This window comes from Klebsiella sp. R390 (assembly GCF_051131745.1).
In the GTDB taxonomy this organism is placed as follows: domain Bacteria; phylum Pseudomonadota; class Gammaproteobacteria; order Enterobacterales; family Enterobacteriaceae; genus Klebsiella.
Genome location: NZ_CP180445.1, coordinates 4,939,863 through 4,959,712 on the forward strand (window position 1 = coordinate 4,939,863; position 19,850 = coordinate 4,959,712).

The 19,850-nt window shown below is 56.8% G+C and carries 22 protein-coding genes; 13 read left to right on the forward strand and 9 right to left on the reverse strand.

Annotated features, from left to right (window positions below):
• Positions 1-29 precede the first annotated feature (29 nt).
• Entirely contained in the window at positions 30-221 is a 192-nt protein-coding gene (locus ACMYSP_RS23100) for a YegP family protein (protein ID WP_434584375.1), read from the reverse strand.
• A gap of 165 nt (positions 222-386) precedes the next feature.
• On the opposite strand from ACMYSP_RS23100, the gene ACMYSP_RS23105 reads away from it, so the two are divergent.
• The gene (locus ACMYSP_RS23105) at positions 387-635 is read left to right on the forward strand and encodes a GlsB/YeaQ/YmgE family stress response membrane protein (protein ID WP_004863295.1); all 249 of its coding nucleotides are present in this window, start codon (positions 387-389) and stop codon (positions 633-635) included.
• A 141-nt stretch (positions 636-776) separates the two neighbouring features.
• Here the strand turns inward: ACMYSP_RS23105 and ACMYSP_RS23110 are convergent, their stop codons facing one another.
• Entirely contained in the window at positions 777-1,097 is a 321-nt protein-coding gene (locus tag ACMYSP_RS23110; RefSeq protein ID WP_434584376.1) for a hypothetical protein, read from the reverse strand.
• Positions 1,098-1,922: 825 nt separating this feature from the next.
• Here ACMYSP_RS23110 and sufA point away from each other — a divergent pair.
• From sufA to ldtE, 7 genes are all read left to right on the forward strand, one after another.
• Entirely contained in the window at positions 1,923-2,300 is a 378-nt protein-coding gene (sufA, locus tag ACMYSP_RS23115; protein ID WP_123754699.1) for a Fe-S cluster assembly scaffold SufA, read from the forward strand.
• A 2-nt stretch (positions 2,301-2,302) separates the two neighbouring features.
• Positions 2,303-3,790: a Fe-S cluster assembly protein SufB gene (gene sufB / locus ACMYSP_RS23120; RefSeq protein WP_434584378.1), complete on the forward strand. Its 1,488-nt coding sequence runs from the start codon at positions 2,303-2,305 to the stop codon at positions 3,788-3,790.
• 31 nt (positions 3,791-3,821) lie between these two features.
• Positions 3,822-4,568: a Fe-S cluster assembly ATPase SufC gene (sufC, locus tag ACMYSP_RS23125; RefSeq protein ID WP_434584379.1), complete on the forward strand. Its 747-nt coding sequence runs from the start codon at positions 3,822-3,824 to the stop codon at positions 4,566-4,568.
• Complete coding sequence (gene sufD, locus ACMYSP_RS23130) at positions 4,543-5,817, forward strand: Fe-S cluster assembly protein SufD (protein ID WP_434584380.1); 1,275 nt, start codon at positions 4,543-4,545, stop codon at positions 5,815-5,817. The genes sufC and sufD overlap by 26 nt, the downstream gene beginning before the upstream one ends.
• Positions 5,814-7,034 carry a cysteine desulfurase SufS gene (gene sufS / locus ACMYSP_RS23135; RefSeq protein WP_434584382.1) on the forward strand — a complete coding sequence of 407 codons (1,221 nt, stop codon included), beginning with the start codon at positions 5,814-5,816 and terminating at the stop codon, positions 7,032-7,034. The genes sufD and sufS overlap by 4 nt, the downstream gene beginning before the upstream one ends.
• A gap of 11 nt (positions 7,035-7,045) precedes the next feature.
• On the forward strand, positions 7,046-7,462 hold the full coding sequence (gene sufE / locus ACMYSP_RS23140) for a cysteine desulfuration protein SufE (RefSeq protein WP_434584384.1): 417 nt from the start codon (positions 7,046-7,048) through the stop codon (positions 7,460-7,462).
• A gap of 102 nt (positions 7,463-7,564) precedes the next feature.
• The gene (gene ldtE / locus ACMYSP_RS23145; protein ID WP_434584385.1) at positions 7,565-8,569 is read left to right on the forward strand and encodes a L,D-transpeptidase LdtE; all 1,005 of its coding nucleotides are present in this window, start codon (positions 7,565-7,567) and stop codon (positions 8,567-8,569) included.
• Between the two features lie 92 nt (positions 8,570-8,661).
• On the opposite strand, the gene lpp is transcribed toward ldtE, so the two are convergent.
• From lpp to ynhH, 3 genes are all read right to left on the reverse strand, one after another.
• A complete protein-coding gene (gene lpp / locus ACMYSP_RS23150; protein ID WP_003029373.1) occupies positions 8,662-8,898 on the reverse strand; it encodes a murein lipoprotein Lpp in 237 nt (78 codons plus the stop codon).
• Positions 8,899-9,205: 307 nt separating this feature from the next.
• A complete protein-coding gene (pykF, locus tag ACMYSP_RS23155) occupies positions 9,206-10,618 on the reverse strand; it encodes a pyruvate kinase PykF (protein WP_434584387.1) in 1,413 nt (470 codons plus the stop codon).
• A gap of 7 nt (positions 10,619-10,625) precedes the next feature.
• Positions 10,626-10,931, reverse strand: coding sequence for a protein YnhH (gene ynhH / locus ACMYSP_RS23160; RefSeq protein ID WP_434584389.1), 306 nt, complete (start codon positions 10,929-10,931; stop codon positions 10,626-10,628).
• 192 nt (positions 10,932-11,123) lie between these two features.
• On the opposite strand from ynhH, the gene fumD reads away from it, so the two are divergent.
• Positions 11,124-11,339: a fumarate hydratase FumD gene (gene fumD / locus ACMYSP_RS23165; protein ID WP_123754691.1), complete on the forward strand. Its 216-nt coding sequence runs from the start codon at positions 11,124-11,126 to the stop codon at positions 11,337-11,339.
• A gap of 26 nt (positions 11,340-11,365) precedes the next feature.
• On the opposite strand, the gene ACMYSP_RS23170 is transcribed toward fumD, so the two are convergent.
• Positions 11,366-12,013, reverse strand: a complete 648-nt coding sequence (locus tag ACMYSP_RS23170; protein WP_123754690.1) for a TetR/AcrR family transcriptional regulator — start codon at positions 12,011-12,013, stop codon at positions 11,366-11,368.
• A 124-nt stretch (positions 12,014-12,137) separates the two neighbouring features.
• On the opposite strand from ACMYSP_RS23170, the gene ACMYSP_RS23175 reads away from it, so the two are divergent.
• The 4 genes from ACMYSP_RS23175 to ACMYSP_RS23190 all read left to right on the forward strand — a co-directional run bounded on the left by ACMYSP_RS23175 (position 12,138) and on the right by ACMYSP_RS23190 (position 17,042).
• The gene (locus ACMYSP_RS23175) at positions 12,138-13,991 is read left to right on the forward strand and encodes a bifunctional sugar phosphate isomerase/epimerase/4-hydroxyphenylpyruvate dioxygenase family protein (protein WP_434584391.1); all 1,854 of its coding nucleotides are present in this window, start codon (positions 12,138-12,140) and stop codon (positions 13,989-13,991) included.
• An 81-nt stretch (positions 13,992-14,072) separates the two neighbouring features.
• Positions 14,073-15,410: an MFS transporter gene (locus tag ACMYSP_RS23180; RefSeq protein ID WP_434584392.1), complete on the forward strand. Its 1,338-nt coding sequence runs from the start codon at positions 14,073-14,075 to the stop codon at positions 15,408-15,410.
• Positions 15,407-16,243 carry a shikimate dehydrogenase family protein gene (locus ACMYSP_RS23185; protein ID WP_434584393.1) on the forward strand — a complete coding sequence of 279 codons (837 nt, stop codon included), beginning with the start codon at positions 15,407-15,409 and terminating at the stop codon, positions 16,241-16,243. Before ACMYSP_RS23180 ends, ACMYSP_RS23185 begins: the two co-directional genes overlap by 4 nt.
• 58 nt (positions 16,244-16,301) lie before the next feature.
• Complete coding sequence (locus ACMYSP_RS23190) at positions 16,302-17,042, forward strand: substrate-binding domain-containing protein (RefSeq protein WP_434584394.1); 741 nt, start codon at positions 16,302-16,304, stop codon at positions 17,040-17,042.
• On the opposite strand, the gene ACMYSP_RS23195 is transcribed toward ACMYSP_RS23190, so the two are convergent.
• Genes ACMYSP_RS23195 through ACMYSP_RS23205 form a run of 3 tightly spaced genes read right to left on the reverse strand, consistent with a single transcriptional unit; the run spans position 17,026 to position 19,830 of the window.
• Positions 17,026-17,775: an ABC transporter ATP-binding protein gene (locus tag ACMYSP_RS23195; protein ID WP_434584396.1), complete on the reverse strand. Its 750-nt coding sequence runs from the start codon at positions 17,773-17,775 to the stop codon at positions 17,026-17,028. The genes ACMYSP_RS23190 and ACMYSP_RS23195 overlap by 17 nt on opposite strands.
• Positions 17,775-18,779 (reverse strand): FecCD family ABC transporter permease, encoded by a 1,005-nt coding sequence (locus ACMYSP_RS23200; RefSeq protein ID WP_434584397.1) that lies wholly within the window; start codon positions 18,777-18,779, stop codon positions 17,775-17,777. Before ACMYSP_RS23200 ends, ACMYSP_RS23195 begins: the two co-directional genes overlap by 1 nt.
• Positions 18,769-19,830 (reverse strand): ABC transporter substrate-binding protein, encoded by a 1,062-nt coding sequence (locus tag ACMYSP_RS23205; RefSeq protein WP_434584398.1) that lies wholly within the window; start codon positions 19,828-19,830, stop codon positions 18,769-18,771. The genes ACMYSP_RS23200 and ACMYSP_RS23205 overlap by 11 nt, the downstream gene beginning before the upstream one ends.
• Positions 19,831-19,850: the final 20 nt, after the last annotated feature.

Below are 19,850 nucleotides of genomic sequence, written 5' to 3' on the forward strand. Positions count from 1 at the left end.
CCCCCTTATCTCCTTGCTTCAGTCACGCATTAGGATGCGGTCTCATCTTTGATAGTCTCGCTCGGCCCATTCTTTTGCACCGAGGCAATTCCCTTTTTCGCCGCATCCTTCGAGGAATACATTTCACTGGTGGCAATGGTTTCGTGGTTATCGGCTTTTAGCAGGAAATACCACGGCTGGGACACGCTTTTCTCAGACTTTTTAATAACGTAATACCCCATCTTTAACTCCTTTGCGGATTAACAATGACCCCTTGATATGTAGACTATGATTGTTTATGCAGCAAGGTAGAACATCAAAAAATATAATTCATGAATCATTCACGTTATTTATGCTACTATTTAAGAACGATATACTTGTGAGTAACATAGAGGACGGAGTTAACTATGGGTATCATTTCCTGGATCATTTTTGGTCTTATTGCCGGTATTTTGGCTAAGTGGATTATGCCAGGCAAAGACGGCGGCGGCTTTATCGTCACTATCGTTCTGGGGGTTATCGGTGCGGTTGTAGGTGGTTGGATTAGCACGTTTTTTGGCTTCGGCAAGGTCGATGGGTTTAATTTCGGTAGCTTTGTCGTCGCGGTAATTGGTGCATTAGTTGTACTGTTTATCTACAGAAAGATTAAAAGTTAATATCCCGTCGTCATTCATGCGTCCTCGGTGCAGGTTGCCACGAGGATAAAGATTTGTAGCACGAAGTCAGACGTAAAATAAAAAGCTGCCCTCAACACCGGCAGCTTTTTTTGTCTTCAAAGTGGAATCAGATAAACGAATTCAGCCGCGTTCAGGCATATCCGGGACGGGAACCACTTCCACACGCACTTCATAATGTTTTGCTTTATCCGTCGGGATAAGCGGAGTGAGTTTGTTAATGGTCTCAACCGGGTTATCGGTGGCGACGGTGGCGGAGAATATCACCGGTTTTCTCGGCGGGAATGGCGGCATGGGCATCGCGCCGCGGCCCTGAGGCATATCCATCATTGGCTGACCGGCATAATGGTCGGCAGGGGCAGGACTCTCGGTTTTATCTGCCGCAAACGCGCTGGCGGCGACAACAGATACAGTGGCTAACAGAGCAATAATCGTTCTTTTCATCTTCGTTACCTCTTTATATCCGTCATACTTCAAGTTGCTGCCTACAAGCAACTCGAATTATTTAGGGTATAGATTTTGAATGTGAGCGAAATCTTAGAGATAACCAGGTTAGTGAACAATCCCACGGGGGACGAATCCTCCAAAACTCCTCATTTCATCACGAATGTGAAGCCCGGGCGGTCTATAGCGGAAAGGGGACTGATTTAGTTCAACAGTACGCTCATCACCAGCAGCACTACCATGCACATCGACATAATACTGATATCTATCATTCTGTACTACGTAACTCCGGGTGAGCAGTGACTCCGACGACGGGCCGAAAACTGTTGGAAATATGAGCGGGAATTGTACATCACTTTGCCACCAGACTAATACGCTTTAATCCAGGGTTTTGTCCGAATTTATCAGAATCGCGGCTTCATTTTTCCAGATAACCGACAATCTTGCCGATCGATATTTATTGATTGTTGTGGTTGGTCACGGGGGAAATAACCACTGAAAAGCGTTATTCGCGATTAATCCATTGATTTTGTTAGGCCTGTTGTTCACAGAAGGGGCCATTTTCTATTTCAAAAATAGGCATTTCCGATGCATCTTTTATCTTGCGCCAAATCGCCCGGTGATTGCTGAATTAATTCGTTATTTATCAATATTTTATATTTGTAAATTGACCGCTGTTAACCTGCGAGGCAGGGTCTATGCTTATAAAAAGCGCTAAAAAAGCATCAGAGCAGCGAATATCCCTTCTCCGGCTGGGTTGAAGTGATAATCGTTATCATTAACATAGCCGTATGCCCTGATGGCGCCAACCAATGAGGTAGAGCGATGGAATTAGATACTGGAACCTTCAATCCCGATGAGTTTAGCTGGCGTGGTCTGATGATGACCCCGACCGCCGCCGCGCATATTCGTGATTTGGTGACGAAGCAGCCCGACAAGCAAGGCCTGCGTCTGGGGATTAAAACCAGCGGCTGTGCCGGATTTGCCTATGTACTTGAACTGATTGCCGAACCGGCGAAAGACGATCTGCTGTTTGAACGTGACGGTGCGAAGCTGTGGGCGCCGCTGCAGGCCATGCCGTTTATCGATGGCACGGAGCTGGATTACGTCCGGGAAGGATTAAATGAAATCTTTAAGTTTCATAACCCAAAAGCGCAGCATGAATGTGGTTGCGGTGAAAGCTTTGGGGTTCAGGCGGAGTAATTATGTCTCGTAATACTGAAGCAACTGACGATGTCAAAACCTGGTCCGACGGCTCACTGAATTATAAAGAAGGTTTTTTTACCCAACTAAAAACCGATGAGCTGGCGAAAGGCATTAATGAAGAGGTGGTGCGCGCCATCTCTGCCCGTCGTAATGAGCCCGAATGGATGCTCGAGTTCCGCCTGCGTGCGTTTAACGCCTGGCTGGAGATGGAAGAGCCGCACTGGCTGAAAGCGCAATATGAGCACCTTAATTATCAGGATTACAGCTATTACTCCGCGCCCTCCTGTGGAAACTGCGATGACACCTGCGCATCAGAACCTGGTGCGGTACAGCAAACGGGTCCGGCGGCCTACCTGACGCAAGAGGTGGAAGAGGCCTTTAACCTGCTGGGTGTGCCGGTCCGTGAAGGGCGTGAAGTGGCGGTTGACGCGATTTTTGACTCGGTGTCGGTGGCCACCACCTATCGGGAAAAACTGGCGGAGCAGGGGATCATCTTCTGCTCGTTCGGAGAGGCGATTCACGACCACCCGGACCTGGTGAAAAAGTATCTCGGTACCGTAGTACCCGGTAACGATAACTTCTTTGCCGCGCTGAATGCGGCGGTGGCCTCTGATGGCACCTTTATCTATGTGCCAAAAGGCGTACGTTGCCCGATGGAGCTGTCCACCTACTTCCGCATCAACGCCGAAAAAACCGGCCAGTTTGAACGGACGATCCTGGTGGCCGATGAGGGGAGCTACGTCAGCTATATCGAAGGTTGCTCGGCGCCGGTGCGCGACAGCTATCAGCTGCACGCGGCGGTGGTCGAAGTGATCATTCACAAAGACGCCGAAGTGAAATACTCCACGGTGCAGAACTGGTTCCCCGGAGATAACAACACCGGCGGGATCCTCAACTTTGTCACCAAGCGTGCGCTGTGCGAAGGCGAGAACAGCAAAATGTCGTGGACGCAGTCCGAGACCGGTTCCGCCATCACCTGGAAGTACCCGAGCTGCATTCTGCGCGGCGATAACTCGATCGGCGAATTCTTCTCCGTCGCCCTCACCAGTGGTCACCAGCAGGCGGACACCGGCACCAAAATGATTCATATCGGCAAAAACACCCGCTCGACGATCATCTCGAAAGGGATCTCTGCCGGGAAGAGCCAGAACAGCTACCGGGGGCTGGTTAAAATCATGCCCACCGCCACCAATGCGCGCAACTTCACCCAGTGTGACTCGATGCTGATTGGACCGGACTGCGGGGCGCATACCTTCCCGTATGTTGAATGCCGCAACAACAGTGCCCAGCTTGAGCATGAAGCAACGACCTCGCGGATCGGTGAAGACCAGTTGTTCTACTGCCTGCAGCGCGGCATTAGCGAAGACGACGCCATCTCGATGATCGTCAACGGCTTCTGTAAAGACGTCTTCTCAGAACTGCCGCTGGAATTTGCCGTCGAGGCGCAAAAACTGCTGGCTATCAGTCTGGAACACAGCGTCGGCTAAGCGCCAGGCGACACGAATTAAGGGAAACAAGATGTTAAGTATTAAAAACCTGCAGGTTGCCGTTGAAGATAAATCGATCCTGCGTGGCCTGGATCTGGACATCCGTCCAGGCGAAGTACATGCCATTATGGGGCCGAACGGCTCCGGAAAAAGTACGTTATCCGCGACGCTTGCCGGACGGGAAGACTATGAAGTCACCGGCGGCAGCGTGGAGTTTAAAGGCAAAGATCTGCTGAGCCTCGCGCCGGAAGAACGCGCGGGTGAGGGGATCTTTATGGCCTTCCAGTACCCGGTCGAAATCCCCGGCGTCAGCAACCAGTTCTTCCTGCAAACCGCGCTCAACGCGGTACGCGAATATCGTGGTCAGGAGGCGCTGGACCGTTTCGACTTCCAGGACCTGATGGAAGAGAAAATTCAGTTGCTGAAGATGCCGGAAGATTTACTGACCCGCTCGGTCAACGTTGGTTTCTCCGGCGGCGAGAAAAAGCGTAATGACATCCTGCAAATGGCGGTGCTGGAGCCGGAGCTGTGCATCCTGGATGAGTCCGACTCCGGTCTGGATATCGATGCCCTGAAAATTGTTTCTGAAGGCGTCAACGCGCTTCGCGACGGCAAGCGCGCGTTTATTATCGTGACGCACTACCAGCGTATTCTCGACTACATCAAGCCCGACTTTGTTCACGTGCTCTATCAAGGGCGGATCGTTAAATCCGGTGATTTTACGCTGGTCAAACAGCTGGAGGAGCAGGGCTATGGCTGGCTTACCGAACAGCAGTAACACATTGCAGCAGTGGCACCATCTGTTTGAGGCGCAGGGCGCGCAGCGCACCCCAGAGGCCCGCCAGCATCTCCAGCAGGTGCTGCGTCTTGGCCTGCCGACGCGCAAACATGAAGAGTGGAAATATACGCCGCTGGAGGCGCTGTGCAACGATACCTTCGTGGCCCTGCAGCCCGGCGACTTCAGCGCGGCGCAGCGGGACGAACGCGCGCTGGGGCTGGATGCCTGGCGTCTGGTGTTTATCGACGGACAGTTTAGCGAAGCGCTGAGTGACGATCTGGCCGACAGTGGTTATGAGGTCAGCGTCGATAACCAGCGCCAGGGGATACCCGAGGCGCTACAGCCGGAAGTTTTTCTGCACCTCACTGAAAGCCTGGCGCAGACGGTGACCCGTATCCGTGTCAAACGCCATCAGCGCCCGGCAAAGCCGCTGCTGTTGATGCACGTGACGCGTGGGCTGGCGGGGAGCGAGATGAACAGTGCGCATTACCGCCACCATCTGGAGCTGGAGAGCGGTGCTGAAGCAACCGTCGTGGAGCACTACCTGAGCCTCGATGAACAGCGCCATTTTACCGGCGCGCGCCTGACCATGTCGGTGGCGGATAACGCCCATCTGCAGCATCTCAAGCTGGCGTTTGAAAATGCCCAGAGCTACCATTTTTCACACAATGACCTCACGCTTGGCCGTGACGCCTCGGCCTTCAGCAGCAGTTTCCTGCTTGGCGGCGCGGTGTTGCGTCATCATACCAGCACCCGGCTGCAGGGTGAGAACAGCGACCTGCGGATCAACTCGCTGGCGATGCCGGTGAACAATGAAGTGTGCGACAGCCGCACCTGGCTGGACCATCAGGTGGGCTACTGCAATAGCCGCCAGCTGCATAAAACCATCGTCAACGATAAGGGGCGGGCGGTCTTTAACGGCCTGATCAATGTCGCGAAGCATGCAATTAAAACCGATGGCCAGATGACCAATAACAATTTGCTGCTGGGGCGCCTGTCCGAAGTGGATACCAAGCCGCAGCTGGAAATCTATGCCGACGACGTCAAGTGCAGCCACGGCGCCACCATCGGGCGCATCGACGACGAACAGCTGTTCTACCTGCGCTCGCGCGGTATCTCCGGGCAGGCAGCACAGCATATGATCCTCTACGCTTTCGCCGCCGAACTGACGGAAGCGGTCGCCGACGACACGCTCAGGGCTGCCATTCTGGCGCGAATTGGCCAACGTTTACCGGGAGAATCAGCATGACATTTTCTGCCGAACGGATACGCGCGGATTTTCCGGTGCTCAGCCGGGAGGTTAACGGTCAGCCGCTGGCCTATCTCGACAGCGCCGCCAGCGCGCAAAAACCAGAGGCGGTGATTCGCGCCGAGGCGGAGTTTTATCGCCATGGCTACGCCGCCGTTCATCGCGGTATCCACACGCTCAGCGCAGAAGCCACGGCGCGGATGGAGCAGGTGCGCCAGCAGGCGGCCACGTTCCTGAACGCCCGCTCTGCAGAAGAGCTGGTGTTTGTACGTGGGACCACCGAAGGGATCAATCTGGTGGCCAACAGTTGGGGGAATGCCAACGTTGGTGCCGGGGACAACATTATCATCAGCGCCATGGAGCACCACGCCAATATCGTGCCGTGGCAGATGCTGTGCGCCCGGGTCGGGGCGCAGTTGCGGGTCATTCCGCTCAATCCGGACGGCACCCTGCAGCTGGACGCGATCCCCGGGCTGTTCGATGCGCGCACCCGGCTGCTGGCGATTACTCAGGTCTCCAACGTGCTGGGAACGGAAAACCCGCTGGCGGCCCTGATCCCACTGGCCCATCAGCACGGGGCTAAAGTCCTGGTCGATGGCGCCCAGGCGGTGATGCATCATGCGGTCGATGTTCAGGCGCTGGACTGCGACTTTTATGTCTTCTCCGGGCACAAACTGTATGGCCCGACCGGGATTGGCGTTCTGTATGTGAAAGAGGCGCTGCTGCAGGCAATGCCACCGTGGGAAGGCGGCGGGGCGATGATCGCCACCGTCAGCCTGACCGAAGGCACCACCTGGGCGAAAGCGCCATGGCGTTTTGAAGCGGGAACGCCCAATACCGGCGGGATTATCGGCCTCGGAGCAGCCTTCGAGTACATTAACGCGCTGGGCCTGACCCAGATTGGTGAGTATGAGCAGACGCTGATGCACTATGCGTTGCAGGCGCTGAAGAACGTGCCCGATCTGACCATTTATGGGCCTGACCATCGCCTGGGGGTGATTGCCTTTAACCTCGGCACGCATCACGCCTACGATGTGGGGAGCTTCCTTGATAACTATGGGATTGCGATCCGCACCGGTCACCACTGCGCAATGCCGCTGATGGCGTTCTATCAGGTGCCGGCAATGTGTCGGGCATCGCTGGCGATGTACAACACGACGGAAGAGGTGGATCGGCTGGTCGCAGGGCTGCAGCGCATCCACACGCTATTAGGCTAAAGGAAGCAATCATGGCGGCGTTACCGGATAAAGACAAACTGTTGCGCAACTTTAGTCGTTGCGCCAACTGGGAAGAGAAGTACCTTTATATTATCGAGCTCGGCCAGCGCCTGGTACCGTTACCGGCCGAAGAACATACCGCGCAAAACATCATTCAGGGCTGCCAGAGCCAGGTGTGGATTGTGGTGGAGCAGCGCGAAGGCGGCGTGCTTTCGCTGCGCGGAGATAGCGACGCCGCGATTGTCAAAGGGCTGATCGCCGTGGTGTTCATTCTGTATGATCAGATGACCGCTAAAGACATCACTGACTTCGACGTGCGCCCGTGGTTTGAAAAAATGGCGCTCACGCAACACCTCACGCCCTCGCGTTCGCAGGGGCTGGAAGCAATGATCCGCGCAATTCGCGCGCAGGCTCTCACTTTTAGCTAAACTATTGTTGAAGCTTTCATTCTGTTAAGCGAGACGGGGTATCCGTCTCGCGGGTGGTTCAACTTTCTGACGGCCTGTCAGTGACTAAGAGGGAAACTCAGTATGAAACGCGCGTCTCTGCTCACTCTTATGCTTTTAGGTGCTCTAGGCGCGTCTCAGGCCGCCAGAGCGGTTGAATACACGTTACCGGCCAACGGCAGTCGTCTGGTGGGACAGAATCAGACCTACACGGTGCAGGAGGGCGATAACAGCCTGCAGACTATTGCCCGACGGTTTGATACTGCGGCGATGATCCTGCTGGAAGCCAACAACACCGTTGCCCCCGTCCCGCAGCCCGGGACGCAGATGCTGATTCCGCTGCAGCTGCTGCTGCCCGATGTGCCGCGTGAAGGGATTGTGGTGAACCTGGCAGAGCTGCGGCTCTATTATTTCCCGCCGGACGGCAACACGGTGCAGGTCTACCCGTTAGGTATTGGGCAGCTTGGGCTTGAAACGCCGGAGATGACGACCCGCATTGGGCAAAAAATTCCTAATCCGACCTGGACGCCGACCGCCGGTATTCGCCAGCGCTCGCTGGAAAAGGGCATCACTTTGCCGGCGGTGGTGCCGGCCGGGCCGAACAATCCATTAGGCCGCTTTGCCCTGCGCCTGGCGTACGGTAACGGCGAATACCTGATTCACGGTACCAATGCGCAGAACAGCGTCGGGCTGCGCGTCAGCTCCGGCTGCATGCGGATGTTTACCGATGATATCAAAGCGCTGTTTGCCCAGGTGCGCGTGGGCACGCCGGTGCGGGTTATCAACCAGCCGGTGAAGTTTTCCATCGAATCGAACGGCACGCGCTATCTGGAGGTACATCGCCCGATGACCCAGAGTGAAACGCAGAACCCGCAGACCATTGCCTACGTGCTGCCGGAAGGCTACGCGCAGTTCGCCAGTGACAAGGGAACAGATAAGGCGATGGCGGATAAAGCGATGCATCGTCGGATGGGAGTACCAGTGGTGGTTTCAGCCGGTGCGACGCCTGAGGTCAGTGGGGAAAATCCGGTGCAGTCAGTCCTGAACGGTACGCCGGCGACGGCGTCAGAAACGCGGGTAACGCAATAGCGTATGGATAAACAGGGAAGGGAACGGCGAATCACAGACAAAAAAAATGGCGCACAATGTGCGCCATTTTTATAACACAGCTACAAATACTATTACTTACGGTATTTGGTAGCAGCGTTGTCCAGGCGCTGGTTAGCGCGTGCTGCGTCGTCTTTAGCAGCCTGAACGTCGGAACGCATTGCGTTCACGTCGTTGCTCAGCTGGTCAACTTTAGCGTTCAGAGTCTGAACGTCAGAAGACAGCTGATCGATTTTAGCATTGCTGGAGCAACCAGCCAGCAGAGTAGAACCCAGGATTACCGCGCCCAGTACCAGTTTAGTACGATTCATTATTAATACCCTCTAGATTGAGTTAATCTCCATGTAGCGTTACAAGTATTACACAAACTTTTTTGGGATGAGAATATTTTTTTACGGTAATACGCTTATTTTTGATCGTTCGCTCAAAGAACCATCGAATTTGACGGGCGAGTTAAAAATTCTTTGTGAAAACAGCACGCTTCCATCGGATTCATCTTAGATAATCTCTTATTAAATAGTAAATTCCGATTTGCATTTTTATTAAGAGGAGCTAAGGATTGAATAAAAAAAACGCCTCCGAAGAGGCGTTTTATAAAAATAATTAACTTGTAAAAGATTACAGCACGTGTACGGATGCTGTATTGGTGGTTCCGCTCGGTACCAGTGCACCAGATACCATCACAACCACGTCGCCTTTACGCGCCAGGCCGCTCTGTACCGCCAGCTCTTTGCCGAGACGGTAGAAGTCATCGGTGGAATCCAGCTGTGCAACCAGCTGCGGTACAACGCCTTTGGTCAGCACCAGCTGACGGGCAGTGGTTTCGTTAGTGGTCAGCGCCAGGATGGTTGCATCCGGGAAGTATTTACGTACGGCACGTGCAGATTTACCGCCTTTGGTGGCGACCACAATCAGCGGTGCTTCCAGTTTTTCAGCCGTTTCGACAGCGCCACGGCAAACTGCTTCAGTGATACGCAGTTTACGGTTGTCGTTGTTGAACTCCAGACGGCTGGTCATCACACGGTCGGTACGTTCACAGATGGTCGCCATGATGGTGACCGCTTCCAGCGGGTATTTACCCTTGGCGGATTCGCCAGACAGCATTACCGCATCGGTACCGTCGAGGATGGCGTTCGCGACGTCGCCGGCTTCAGCACGGGTCGGGCGCGGGTTTTTAATCATGGAATCCAGCATCTGAGTCGCGGTGATAACCACTTTACGTGCACGGATACATTTTTCGATGATCATTTTCTGGGCGAAGATAACTTCTTCAACCGGGATCTCAACGCCCATGTCGCCACGAGCAACCATGATGCCGTCAGAGGCTTCGAGGATTTCGTCGAAGTTGTTCAGGCCTTCCTGGTTTTCAATCTTGGAGATAATCTGAATGTTCTCACCGCCGTGGGCTTTCAGGTGCTCACGAATTTCCACTACGTCAGAACGCTTACGGATAAAGGAAGCGGCAACGAAATCGACGCCTTGTTCGCAACCGAAGATCAGATCCTGTTTATCTTTTTCTGCCAGTGCCGGCAGAGCAATAGAAACGCCCGGCAGGTTAACGCCTTTGTTTTCGCCCAGGTCACCGTTGTTCAGCACTTTACAGATAACGTTGTTACCTTCGATGGCGGTCACTTCCATACCGATCAGACCATCGTCTACCAGTACGGTGTTGCCGACGGACAGGTCAGTGGTGAAACCTTCATAGGTCACTGCCACGATGTCGCTGTTGCCGACCACGGATTTGTCGGTGGTAAAGGTGAAGGTCTGACCCGCTTTCAGGGAGACGTCATTGCCGCCTTCCAGCTTGATGGTACGAATTTCCGGGCCTTTGGTATCCAGCAGGATAGCGGCTGTCTTACCGGTTTTGCTCACCACGTTACGCAGGTTCTGGATGCGTTGACCGTGTTCAGCATAGTCACCGTGAGAGAAGTTCAGACGCATGACGTTCATGCCCGCGTCCAGCATTTTGGACAGCATCTCTTCGGATTCGGTTTTCGGACCGATGGTGCAAACAATTTTGGTCTTTTTCATGAAAGTTTTAGTCTTTAAGTTGTGAAGGATATGGAAAACTCGCTCCGTTGGCATGCCGCCGTGGAGTCAAACCTGTATTGCGAAAGTTGCTATGCCACGCTCTAAGAATAGGTGACAACAAAAGAGCGTGCAGAAGAAAGTGTGCTGGCGGTTCAGCCCATAAAAAGGAGCAGTATTTTATGCGTTTAGTTGTGCAGTCCAATGCGCTGAAACCATTCAAGAAAGAATCGGTGGGCATTATACGACGCTGAAACAAAAAAAGAAAATGAAAACAGCGTTTCATTATATGCCATAAAAATGTAACAAAACTCATACCAATAGCAATCGTATTCGCAACACAAATTTCCACCAACCGCACAGTTAACTGGCGGCTATCAGGGGTTGCCTGTCACGGTTCAGCCATGGAAATACTTCGTTGGCGAGAAAAAAGGAGGGGAGTTTGATTTATCCCAAAATCCTATCAATAATGATTTGATTGATAATGATAATTTATGAGCAAAAAAGAATGGGAAATAAAGCCAAAGACGACGAGTTGTATCAGGAAATGTGCCGGGTTGTCGGGAAAGTGGTGCTTGAAATGCGCGATTTGGGCCAGGAGCCGAAACACATTGTCATCGCCGGGGTGGTTCGCACCGCGCTGGCCAACCCGAAAATTGCGCGCAGCGAACTGACCAGAGCCGCCATGGAGAAAGTGGTTCATGCGTTGTCCGGCCATGAGTAGTCAGCCGGCATCACGCTGAAAGGCACTCAGGAAATCACAAAGCGAACCACCGCTTTGACTGCGATATCGCAGTGGTGCGCGACCATTGCTTCATCGTCGATGGCCGGCAACGGATCGTCGAGATACAGGCTATTGAAGGTGTAAAAGTTCGAGACCTGATAAAAGCTAAAGCTGCTGATAAGCCGGTGGACATCCCGCGCCTGCAATCCCTCCTGAAAAACACCCTGCTGCTGCCCACGCTGGAGAATATCCTCCAGAATCGACAGGGCGGTACGGTTCAGCGGCTTTAACTGCCCTGACGACTTCAGCCACTTCCCGCGCTGCATGTTCTCCATACAGATAACCCGCATATAGTCCGCATGGGTGGCGTGATAGCGCACGCTCCAGCGAACCAGCTGCACCAGCGCCTCTACCGGAGGAAGGTGCTCCAGTCCGAGCTGCTGCTCGGTTTCGCGAATGCGCGCATAGACGTGTTGCAGCACCGCCTGGTACAGCTGCTCCTTGGTTTTGAAGTAGTACACCACCATTCGCTTGGTTGTCTGCGCTTCGGTTGCAATTTGTTCCATTCGCGCCCCGGACAAGCCATGTTCGGCAAAGACGACGATGGCTGCGGCAAAAATCCGCTCCTTTAGCGGTTGCGCTTCATCTTGATCCACGTGATCCACGACAGACATAACGACTCCTTTTTTCAATGGACAAAAAATACACATAACGATCACAATTTTGCAACCTTGTGTGGCGTGAATGAACCAAATGATACATATTCAGTGCTCACGTCGACTGATGACACGAGGACTTATGCTGCGATCCATTGCCACCGTCTCGATTTCTGGCACCTTGCCCGAAAAGCTCCATGCTATTGCGGCTGCGGGTTATCAGGGCGTCGAAATTTTCGAAAACGACCTGCTCTATTATACCGGTACACCGGCGGATATTCGCAATCTGGCGGCGGATTTAGGGCTAAAAATCACGCTTTTTCAACCATTTCGCGATTTTGAGGGGGCAAGCCGTAGCCAGTTTGCCGCCAATATGGAGCGGGCGAAGCGTAAATTTGCGCTGATGCATGAACTGGGTTGCGACACGTTACTACTGTGTAGCAACGTGCAGCCAGACTGCTCCGCGGACGTCTCGCTGCAGATTGCGGACTTAGCGGCGCTGGCACAGCTGGCCGAACAGGAAAAGATTGTCATCGGCTACGAGGCGCTGGCCTGGGGCACCCACGTAAACCGCTGGCATCAGGCCTGGGAGCGGGTGAAAAGCGTCGACAGCCCGGCGCTGGGGATTGTGCTGGATAGCTTCCATATTCTGGCACGCGGCGACACGCTGCAACGTCTGTCGGACGTCCCGGTCGACAAAATCACCTTCCTGCAACTGGCCGATGCGCCGCTGATGAAGATGGACGTGCTCGAATGGAGCCGCCATTTCCGCTGTTTTCCCGGACAGGGACAGCTGCCGCTGGTGGAGTTTGCCTGCGAGCTAACCCGCTGCGGCTATCGCGGGCCGTGGTCGCTGGAGATCTTCAACGACAGCTTCCGCGCCTCGCCAAATGGCGCCACCGCCAAAGATGGTTACCGCTCGCTGCAGTGGCTGGAAGAACAAACCCGCCAGCACCTGAGCGACAGTGATGCAGAGCTGTTTGCACCGGCGGCGCTGCCGGAATACCTCGGCCTGGAATTTATCGAATTTGCCGCCAGCCCGTCAGAAGCGCAAGCGCTCGGCGAGCGTCTGACGCAGCTTGGTTTTTGCCAGCAGGGGCGCCACCGTTCGAAACAGGTAGCGCTGTGGCGCAACGGCGGAGCGCGGGCGATCGTTAACTATCAGCCCCATAGCTGGGCCGATCATTTTCACCAGCGTCACGGCGTCTCGTTATGTGCCATGGCCCTGCGCGTGAGCCGCAGCGCCGCGATTGTTGAACGGGCCCGCGCCTACGGCTACGCCACCTGGCAGGGCGACGCCGGACCTAATGAAAGCCCCATTCCGGCGATTTGCGCCCCCGACGGCAGCCTGATCTACCTCATCGAAGCCGGGGACGATATCTACGCCCGCGATTTCCATCTGTCTGATAGCCCGACGCTGCGCCATGACTACAGCGGTATCGACCATCTGGCGCTGGGCATGGAAGCCGATCAACGCGACAACTGGGTGATGTTTTTCCGCAGCGTCTTCGGCTTCACGCTGGAGCATGAGCAGACGCTGCCCGACCCTTATGGCCTGGTGCGCAGCCTGGCGGTACACAGCCCGCAGGGCAACATCCGCCTGGCGCTGAATATCTCACAGAGCCGCGCAACCCAGATTGCCCGGTCCGTCGCCTGTTATCAGGGCGCAGGCCTGCAGCACGCAGCGTTCGCCTGTCATGACCTGCCGGCCACGCTTGACGACCTGCCGCAGGTGTCGCTGAACGCGCTGCCGATCCCGGCGAACTACTACGACGATTTGCTGGCGCGTTTTGGTGATGCGACGAACGTGGAGACCCTGAAACGCCTGCAGATCCTCTATGACCGGGGGCCGTACGACGGCGAATTCCTGCATCTGTACACGCGGCCGTTCTCGGCGGGACGCTTTTTCTTCGAATTGACCGAAAGGCGGGGCGGCTACGCGCTGTATGGCGCGGCAAACGCGGCAGTGCGTCTTTCGGCGATGCAGTACAGCTAGTGTTGTATCAATTGGTTCATTAAAAATAATAGCGCAAGCATAACAACAACATTCATCTGCACCCTACGACAGGAAACGACTATGAACTCGTACAGCCATAACCCGACGGCGGCGGCGGACGCCGCGGCTACCGTTCCGCGTTCCCGGCGGCGCATTGGGATCCTCGCGCTGCTGGCCGTCGGCACCATGATTAACTATCTCGACCGCACGATACTCGGGATTGCCGCTCCCGGCTTAACGTCTGAACTGGGTATCGACGCGGCGGTCATGGGGATCGTCTTTTCGGCCTTTGCCTGGACCTACGCGCTGGCGCAAATTCCCGGCGGTCTGTTCCTCGACCGCTTTGGTAACAAGATCACCTACTTTCTGTCGTTAACCCTGTGGTCGCTGTTTACCCTGTTTCACGGCATGGCCATCGGTCTGAAAACGCTGCTGTTGTGCCGCTTTGGCTTAGGGGTCAGCGAAGCGCCGTGCTTCCCGGTCAACAGCCGGGTGGTCAGTGTCTGGTTCCCTCAGCAGGAGAGGGCCAAAGCCACGGCGGTGTATACCGTTGGCGAATATCTTGGGCTGGCCTGCTTCTCGCCGCTGCTGTTCTGGATCATGGGCAGTTTCGGCTGGCGCGCGCTGTTTATCAGCGTCGGTGTGGCGGGCGTGCTGTTTGCGCTGGTGTGGTGGCGCTGCTATCGCGAGCCTCATGAAGACCAACGCCTCAGCCAGCAGGAGCGCGATCATATCGTCAACGGCGGCGGTCTGGCGACGGTCAGCGACCAGCAGGTGGCGTTCAACTGGTCGGTTGTGGGTCAGCTGTTGGCGAAACGGCAGATTCTCGGCGCCAGCATTGGCCAGTTCGCCGGCAATACGGTGCTGGTGTTCTTCCTGACCTGGTTCCCGACCTATCTGGCGACCGAGCGTCATATGCCGTGGCTGAAAGTCGGGTTCTTCGCCATTCTGCCGTTTCTCGCCGCTGCGGGCGGGGTGATGTTCGGCGGCTGGGTTTCCGACAAATTGCTGAAAGCCACCGGCTCGGCCAACCTGGCGCGCAAATTACCGATCGTCGCCGGCCTGCTGATGGCCAGCAGCATTATCTCCGCCAACTGGCTGACCAGCGATCTGGCGGTCATTCTGGTGATGTCGTTCGCCTTCTTTGGCCAGGGGATGGTCGGCTTAGGCTGGACGCTGATCTCTGATATTGCGCCGAAGGGCTTTGGTGGCCTGACCGGCGGGTTGTTTAACTTCTGCGCCAACTTCGCCGGGATCCTCACTCCGCTGGTGATCGGCTTTATCGTGGCGGCCTTCGGCAGCTTCTTCTATGCGCTGGTCTATATCGGCTGCGCGGCGCTGCTCGGCGTGGTGGCGTATCTGTTTATTCTGGGCGATGTCAAACGCATTGAGTTATCGCCGTCAAGGAGCAGGGAATGATAATTAGTGGTAATACGCGGCTGATCGCCCATCTGGGCTATCCGACCGCCAGCTTTAAAGCGCCGATGATCTATAACCCGTGGTTTGACCGTCAGCAGGTGGATGTCAAAGTGGTGCCCACGGGGGTGAAGCCCGAGGCGTACGCGACCCTGGTACCGGCGCTGTTTACGATGACCAACATCATCGGCGCGCTGGTCACCATGCCGCACAAGATTGCCACCTGCGCGCTGGTCGATCACCTCAGTCCGGCGGCGATGATTGCCGGCGCCTGCAACGCCATTCGCCGTGAGGCGGATGGCAGCCTGAGTGGCGATATGTTCGACGGCGACGGCTTTGTCCTTGGTATCCGCCGTAAAGGCTTTCAGCCGGCGGGCACCCGGGCGCTGGTGATTGGCTGCGGCGGCGTCGGCTCGGCCATTGCCGCATCGCTGGCGGCGGCGGGAGTGCGCGCCCTGACGCTGTTCGATAGCCGCCAGGAGGCCGCCAAAGCGCTGGCGACCCGGCTATGGCAACACTATCCGGCGCTGGATATCAGCCTGATGCAGTGCGATCCACAAGGGCATGACCTGGTGGTCAACGCCACGCCGCTGGGCATGAAAGCCAGCGATCCGCTGCCCGTCGATCCGCAGCGACTGGCTCCCGGCACCTGGGTGGGCGAAGTGGTGATGACGCAAGAATACACGCCGCTGCTGCAGGCTGCCCAGGCCCGGGGCTGCCCGATCCAGCGCGGTACCGATATGCTGTTTGAAATGATCCCTGCCTACCTGCGTTTCTTCCATCTGCCGGTGGCGACGCCGGAACAGTTGCGTGAACTGGCGCAAATTGACTACTGAATCGCTAAGCGCCCGGGTAACATAGCGTTTTGTTTCCGGGCATTCAGCGAGCATCTGTATGACATCTTCCATCGTGTTGCTGGCAGCGGGGAGCCTGAAAGGGGCATTTATCCCGCTGCTGGCCCGTTTCCATCAGCAAACCGGCATTCAGGTCGAGGCCCGTTTTGGCCCCGCAGGCCTGCTGCGCGAGCGTATTGAATCCGGCGAGCGCTGTTCAGTGTTTGCCTCCGCCAATAGCCAGCACCCTCTGGCGCTGCAGCAGGCCGGGCTGGCAGGGGAGTGCTATCCCTTTGCCTGCAACCAGCTGATGCTGACCGCCCGACGCCAGGCGTCGACTGACGATGCCGACTGGCTGGCGCTGCTCAGCAACCCGCAGCTTAGGCTGGCAACCTCAACCCCAGGTTGCGACCCTTCCGGCGACTATACCTGGCAACTGTTTACCCGCATTGAGGCCGACTTCCCCGGCGTCGGGCGCGCGCTGATGGCCCGCGCTCAGCAACTGGTGGGGGGCAGAACCTCGCTCAGTGTGCCGCCGGGGGAGACCGCCGGCGCATGGTTGATCGGTGAGAATTTAACCGACCTGTTTATTGGCTATGCCCACTACGCCCGCCAGATGACAGCCAGAGACGACCTGTGCACGGTGGCAATCCCCGCCCCCTGGAATGTACAGGCGGAATATCTGCTGACGATGACCCAGCCCAGCGCCGGAGCGCAGCAGTTATGCAGATTTATCCTCGGTGCCGACGGCCAGCAGTACCTGCGTAACGCTGGCTTTTTAGCGGCTAGCGTCGAATCGTAAACTGCGGGGCCAGCAGCGGTCCCCCAGAATCGGGGCGCTCGATTTTATGCACCGGTAACCCGTAAGCCCGCTGCAGATGGCGCTCGCTGAGTACCTCGTCAGAGCGCCCGGCCAGCCACTCGCCGCCCGGCAACAGCAGCAGGGTATGGCTGGCGACCTGCAGGGCATGGGTCGGATCGTGGGTGGTGAACAGCACCGTGCGCGACTGGCGATACGCCAGGTCGCTGATCAACTGCAGTACCACCTGCTGATTGGAGAGATCCAGCGCCGAGCAGGGCTCATCCAGTAAGATATTCTGACTGTCGCCCACCAGCGCCCGGGCAATGAGCGCCATCTGCTGCTGGCCGCCGGAGAGCGAGCGAAAGGCGCTGCTCGCCAGATCGGCGATACCTAACTGGTTCAGGGCGTCGTGGACCCGTCGGCGATCGTCGTCGCCGGGCTGGGCGAACAGGTTGACCTGGCGCGCGCGCCCCATCAGCACCACATCGGCGACCTGCCAGCTAAAGGCCGGGCGGAACGACTGCGGCACAATCGCCACGCCGCCCTGTTCGTGGAAACCGCCCGCCAGCGGCGGCAGGACTCCGGTCAGGGTGTCGAGCAGCGTGCTTTTTCCACGGCCGTTGGCGCCGAGTATGGCCCAGATATCACCGTGCTGGCACTGCAGGCTGAGCGGGGTAAACAGTGGCTGACGATGGCCAAACTGCAGGGCCGTCAGGCTAAGGGATGGCGTCATCAGGCGGCACTCCGGCGGCGGGACTGCACCAGCAGCCAGGTAAACAGCGGGGCGCCGAGCAGGGCGGTAATAATGCCCACCGGGACCTCCGCCTGGGTCAGCGAACGTGCCAGGTCATCGACGACGATCATAAACCCGCCGCCAAGCCAGAAGGCGGTAGGCAGCAGGCGACGGTGGTCAGCGCCTACCAGCAGTCGTGCCAGATGGGGGATCACCAGCCCGACCCACGCAATGCTGCCGCTGACCGCGACCTGCGCGGCAACCAGCACGGCGCAGCACACCAGCACGCCACGGCGCAGCGCGGTCACCGGCACGCCGAGGCCGCGGGCGTCTTTCTCATCCAGCGCCAGCAGATTAATCCGCCAGCGCAGCGCCAGCAGGATCGCCGCGGTAATCAGGATCGGCGGCGCCATCATCGTCACTTTGTGCCAGTTAGCGGTGGCAAAGCTGCCCAGCAGCCAGAAGACGATATTTGGCAACGTCTCTTCGCTATCGGCCAGATACTGCATCAGGCTGACAAGGGCGGCGAAAAAACCGCTGAGGACGATCCCGGAGAGGATCAGCACCAGCGTATTTTCCCGTCCCTGCAGCGCGGCAATCAGATACACCAGCATCAGCGCCAGCAGGCCAAAACCAAAGGTGGAGGTCATCATCAGCAAGGTGTCCAGCCCCAGCAGAATAGCCAGGGTGCCGCCAAACGCCGAGCCGGAGGTGACGCCGATAATATGCGGGTCGACCAGCGGATTCTGGAACACACCCTGCAGCGTCGCCCCACACAGCCCCAATGCACCACCGGCCAGCAGCGCCATCACCACCCGGGGCAGCCGTACCGACCAGACGATCTGCCCGGCGATCCCCTCCCCGGGCGGTGCTTGCGTCAGCTGGGTTATCACCGCCGCGGGGCTCAGGTGATACTGGCCGACGCAGAGCGAGGCGACAGCAATCACCAGAGTTGCCAGCGCCAGCCCGCTCTGTAGCAGGGCCGGATGACGATTACTGCGCATCCGGGGTCCATTTCACGCGATAAAAGCGCTGGTAGTAATCCGCAGCACGGGCGTCAACATCGACCCCCTGATAGCGGGAAGGATAGAGTTTTTTCGCCATCCACAGTTCACCGAGCGCCAGTGCCTCAGGCATCGGATAGCCCCAGGCTTTGGCATATTCCGGCATCAGCCACACGCGGTGGTTTTTCACGGCATCAATGCCTTGCCATTGCGGATCGTTGACGATCTGCTTCACCACCTGCGGGTAACGGTCTTGCACAAAGATCACCTGCGGATTCCACTGTAATACCTGTTCCAGCGAAACCTGGCGCGCCCCTTTGACCGTTGCCGCCGCGACGTTTAAAGCGCCGGCGTGCTTCATCATCAGCCCGGTATATTTGCCCGAACCATAGGTGTTGAGGTCCGGGTTGGCCATATACACGCGGACCCGCTGGTCGTCTGGAATATCGGCCACCGGAGCGTTGGCCGCTTTACGGGCCTCGAAGGTGTAGTGAATAAGCGCTTGCGCCTGGCTCTGGCGCTCGACCACCTCGCCAATCAGGCGGATCCCCTGTTGTAGCCCCTGGTTATAGGCCTGCTCTTCATCGGCCATCGACGGGTTCATCTTGTTTTTTTCACCCGCGGCATCCTGGCGCAAAGATACCGCAACTACCGGGATCCCGGCGTTCTGAATCTGTTGAATCATCGCCGGCGGGGCGTAGTTGGCGACAAACACCACCTGTGGGTGCAGCGCCATCAGGCTTTCGATATTGACCTGGGTTAAATCCCCGGGCATCGGCAGCTGTTCGATAGCCGGCATAAAGCGGGCGAATGCCGGGCCAAGCTGTTTTTTCCAGCTGCTCATCACCCCGACGATATCGTCGGCGGCGTTGAGCTGCACCAGCAGATTCAGGGTCTGATGCTGGAGCACCACGACGCGGGTCACATGGTCAGGAATCGTCACTGCACGGCCGAGCTGGTCGGTGACGGTACGTTCAGCAAAAGCATGGCTGGCAAACAGGCAGGCGCCGATCAGCGTCAGCCCCGGTAACAGACGGGAGAGAGTTGGCATGAGAAGGCTCGGTTGCGTAA

Excerpts from the sequence above, each read along its gene's own strand:
- ACMYSP_RS23100 (WP_434584375.1), bottom strand. The coding sequence starts at position 221 with ATGGGGTATTACGTTATTAAAAAGTCTGAGAAAAGCGTGTCCCAGCCG.
- ACMYSP_RS23105 (WP_004863295.1), top strand. The coding sequence starts at position 387 with ATGGGTATCATTTCCTGGATCATTTTTGGTCTTATTGCCGGTATTTTG.
- ACMYSP_RS23110 (WP_434584376.1), bottom strand. The coding sequence starts at position 1,097 with ATGAAAAGAACGATTATTGCTCTGTTAGCCACTGTATCTGTTGTCGCC.
- sufA (WP_123754699.1), top strand. The coding sequence starts at position 1,923 with ATGGAATTAGATACTGGAACCTTCAATCCCGATGAGTTTAGCTGGCGT.
- sufB (WP_434584378.1), top strand. The coding sequence starts at position 2,303 with ATGTCTCGTAATACTGAAGCAACTGACGATGTCAAAACCTGGTCCGAC.
- sufC (WP_434584379.1), top strand. The coding sequence starts at position 3,822 with ATGTTAAGTATTAAAAACCTGCAGGTTGCCGTTGAAGATAAATCGATC.
- sufD (WP_434584380.1), top strand. The coding sequence starts at position 4,543 with ATGGCTGGCTTACCGAACAGCAGTAACACATTGCAGCAGTGGCACCAT.
- sufS (WP_434584382.1), top strand. The coding sequence starts at position 5,814 with ATGACATTTTCTGCCGAACGGATACGCGCGGATTTTCCGGTGCTCAGC.
- sufE (WP_434584384.1), top strand. The coding sequence starts at position 7,046 with ATGGCGGCGTTACCGGATAAAGACAAACTGTTGCGCAACTTTAGTCGT.
- ldtE (WP_434584385.1), top strand. The coding sequence starts at position 7,565 with ATGAAACGCGCGTCTCTGCTCACTCTTATGCTTTTAGGTGCTCTAGGC.
- lpp (WP_003029373.1), bottom strand. The coding sequence starts at position 8,898 with ATGAATCGTACTAAACTGGTACTGGGCGCGGTAATCCTGGGTTCTACT.
- pykF (WP_434584387.1), bottom strand. The coding sequence starts at position 10,618 with ATGAAAAAGACCAAAATTGTTTGCACCATCGGTCCGAAAACCGAATCC.
- ynhH (WP_434584389.1), bottom strand. The coding sequence starts at position 10,931 with ATGAGTTTTGTTACATTTTTATGGCATATAATGAAACGCTGTTTTCAT.
- fumD (WP_123754691.1), top strand. The coding sequence starts at position 11,124 with ATGGGAAATAAAGCCAAAGACGACGAGTTGTATCAGGAAATGTGCCGG.
- ACMYSP_RS23170 (WP_123754690.1), bottom strand. The coding sequence starts at position 12,013 with ATGTCTGTCGTGGATCACGTGGATCAAGATGAAGCGCAACCGCTAAAG.
- ACMYSP_RS23175 (WP_434584391.1), top strand. The coding sequence starts at position 12,138 with ATGCTGCGATCCATTGCCACCGTCTCGATTTCTGGCACCTTGCCCGAA.
- ACMYSP_RS23180 (WP_434584392.1), top strand. The coding sequence starts at position 14,073 with ATGAACTCGTACAGCCATAACCCGACGGCGGCGGCGGACGCCGCGGCT.
- ACMYSP_RS23185 (WP_434584393.1), top strand. The coding sequence starts at position 15,407 with ATGATAATTAGTGGTAATACGCGGCTGATCGCCCATCTGGGCTATCCG.
- ACMYSP_RS23190 (WP_434584394.1), top strand. The coding sequence starts at position 16,302 with ATGACATCTTCCATCGTGTTGCTGGCAGCGGGGAGCCTGAAAGGGGCA.
- ACMYSP_RS23195 (WP_434584396.1), bottom strand. The coding sequence starts at position 17,775 with ATGACGCCATCCCTTAGCCTGACGGCCCTGCAGTTTGGCCATCGTCAG.
- ACMYSP_RS23200 (WP_434584397.1), bottom strand. The coding sequence starts at position 18,779 with ATGCGCAGTAATCGTCATCCGGCCCTGCTACAGAGCGGGCTGGCGCTG.
- ACMYSP_RS23205 (WP_434584398.1), bottom strand. The coding sequence starts at position 19,830 with ATGCCAACTCTCTCCCGTCTGTTACCGGGGCTGACGCTGATCGGCGCC.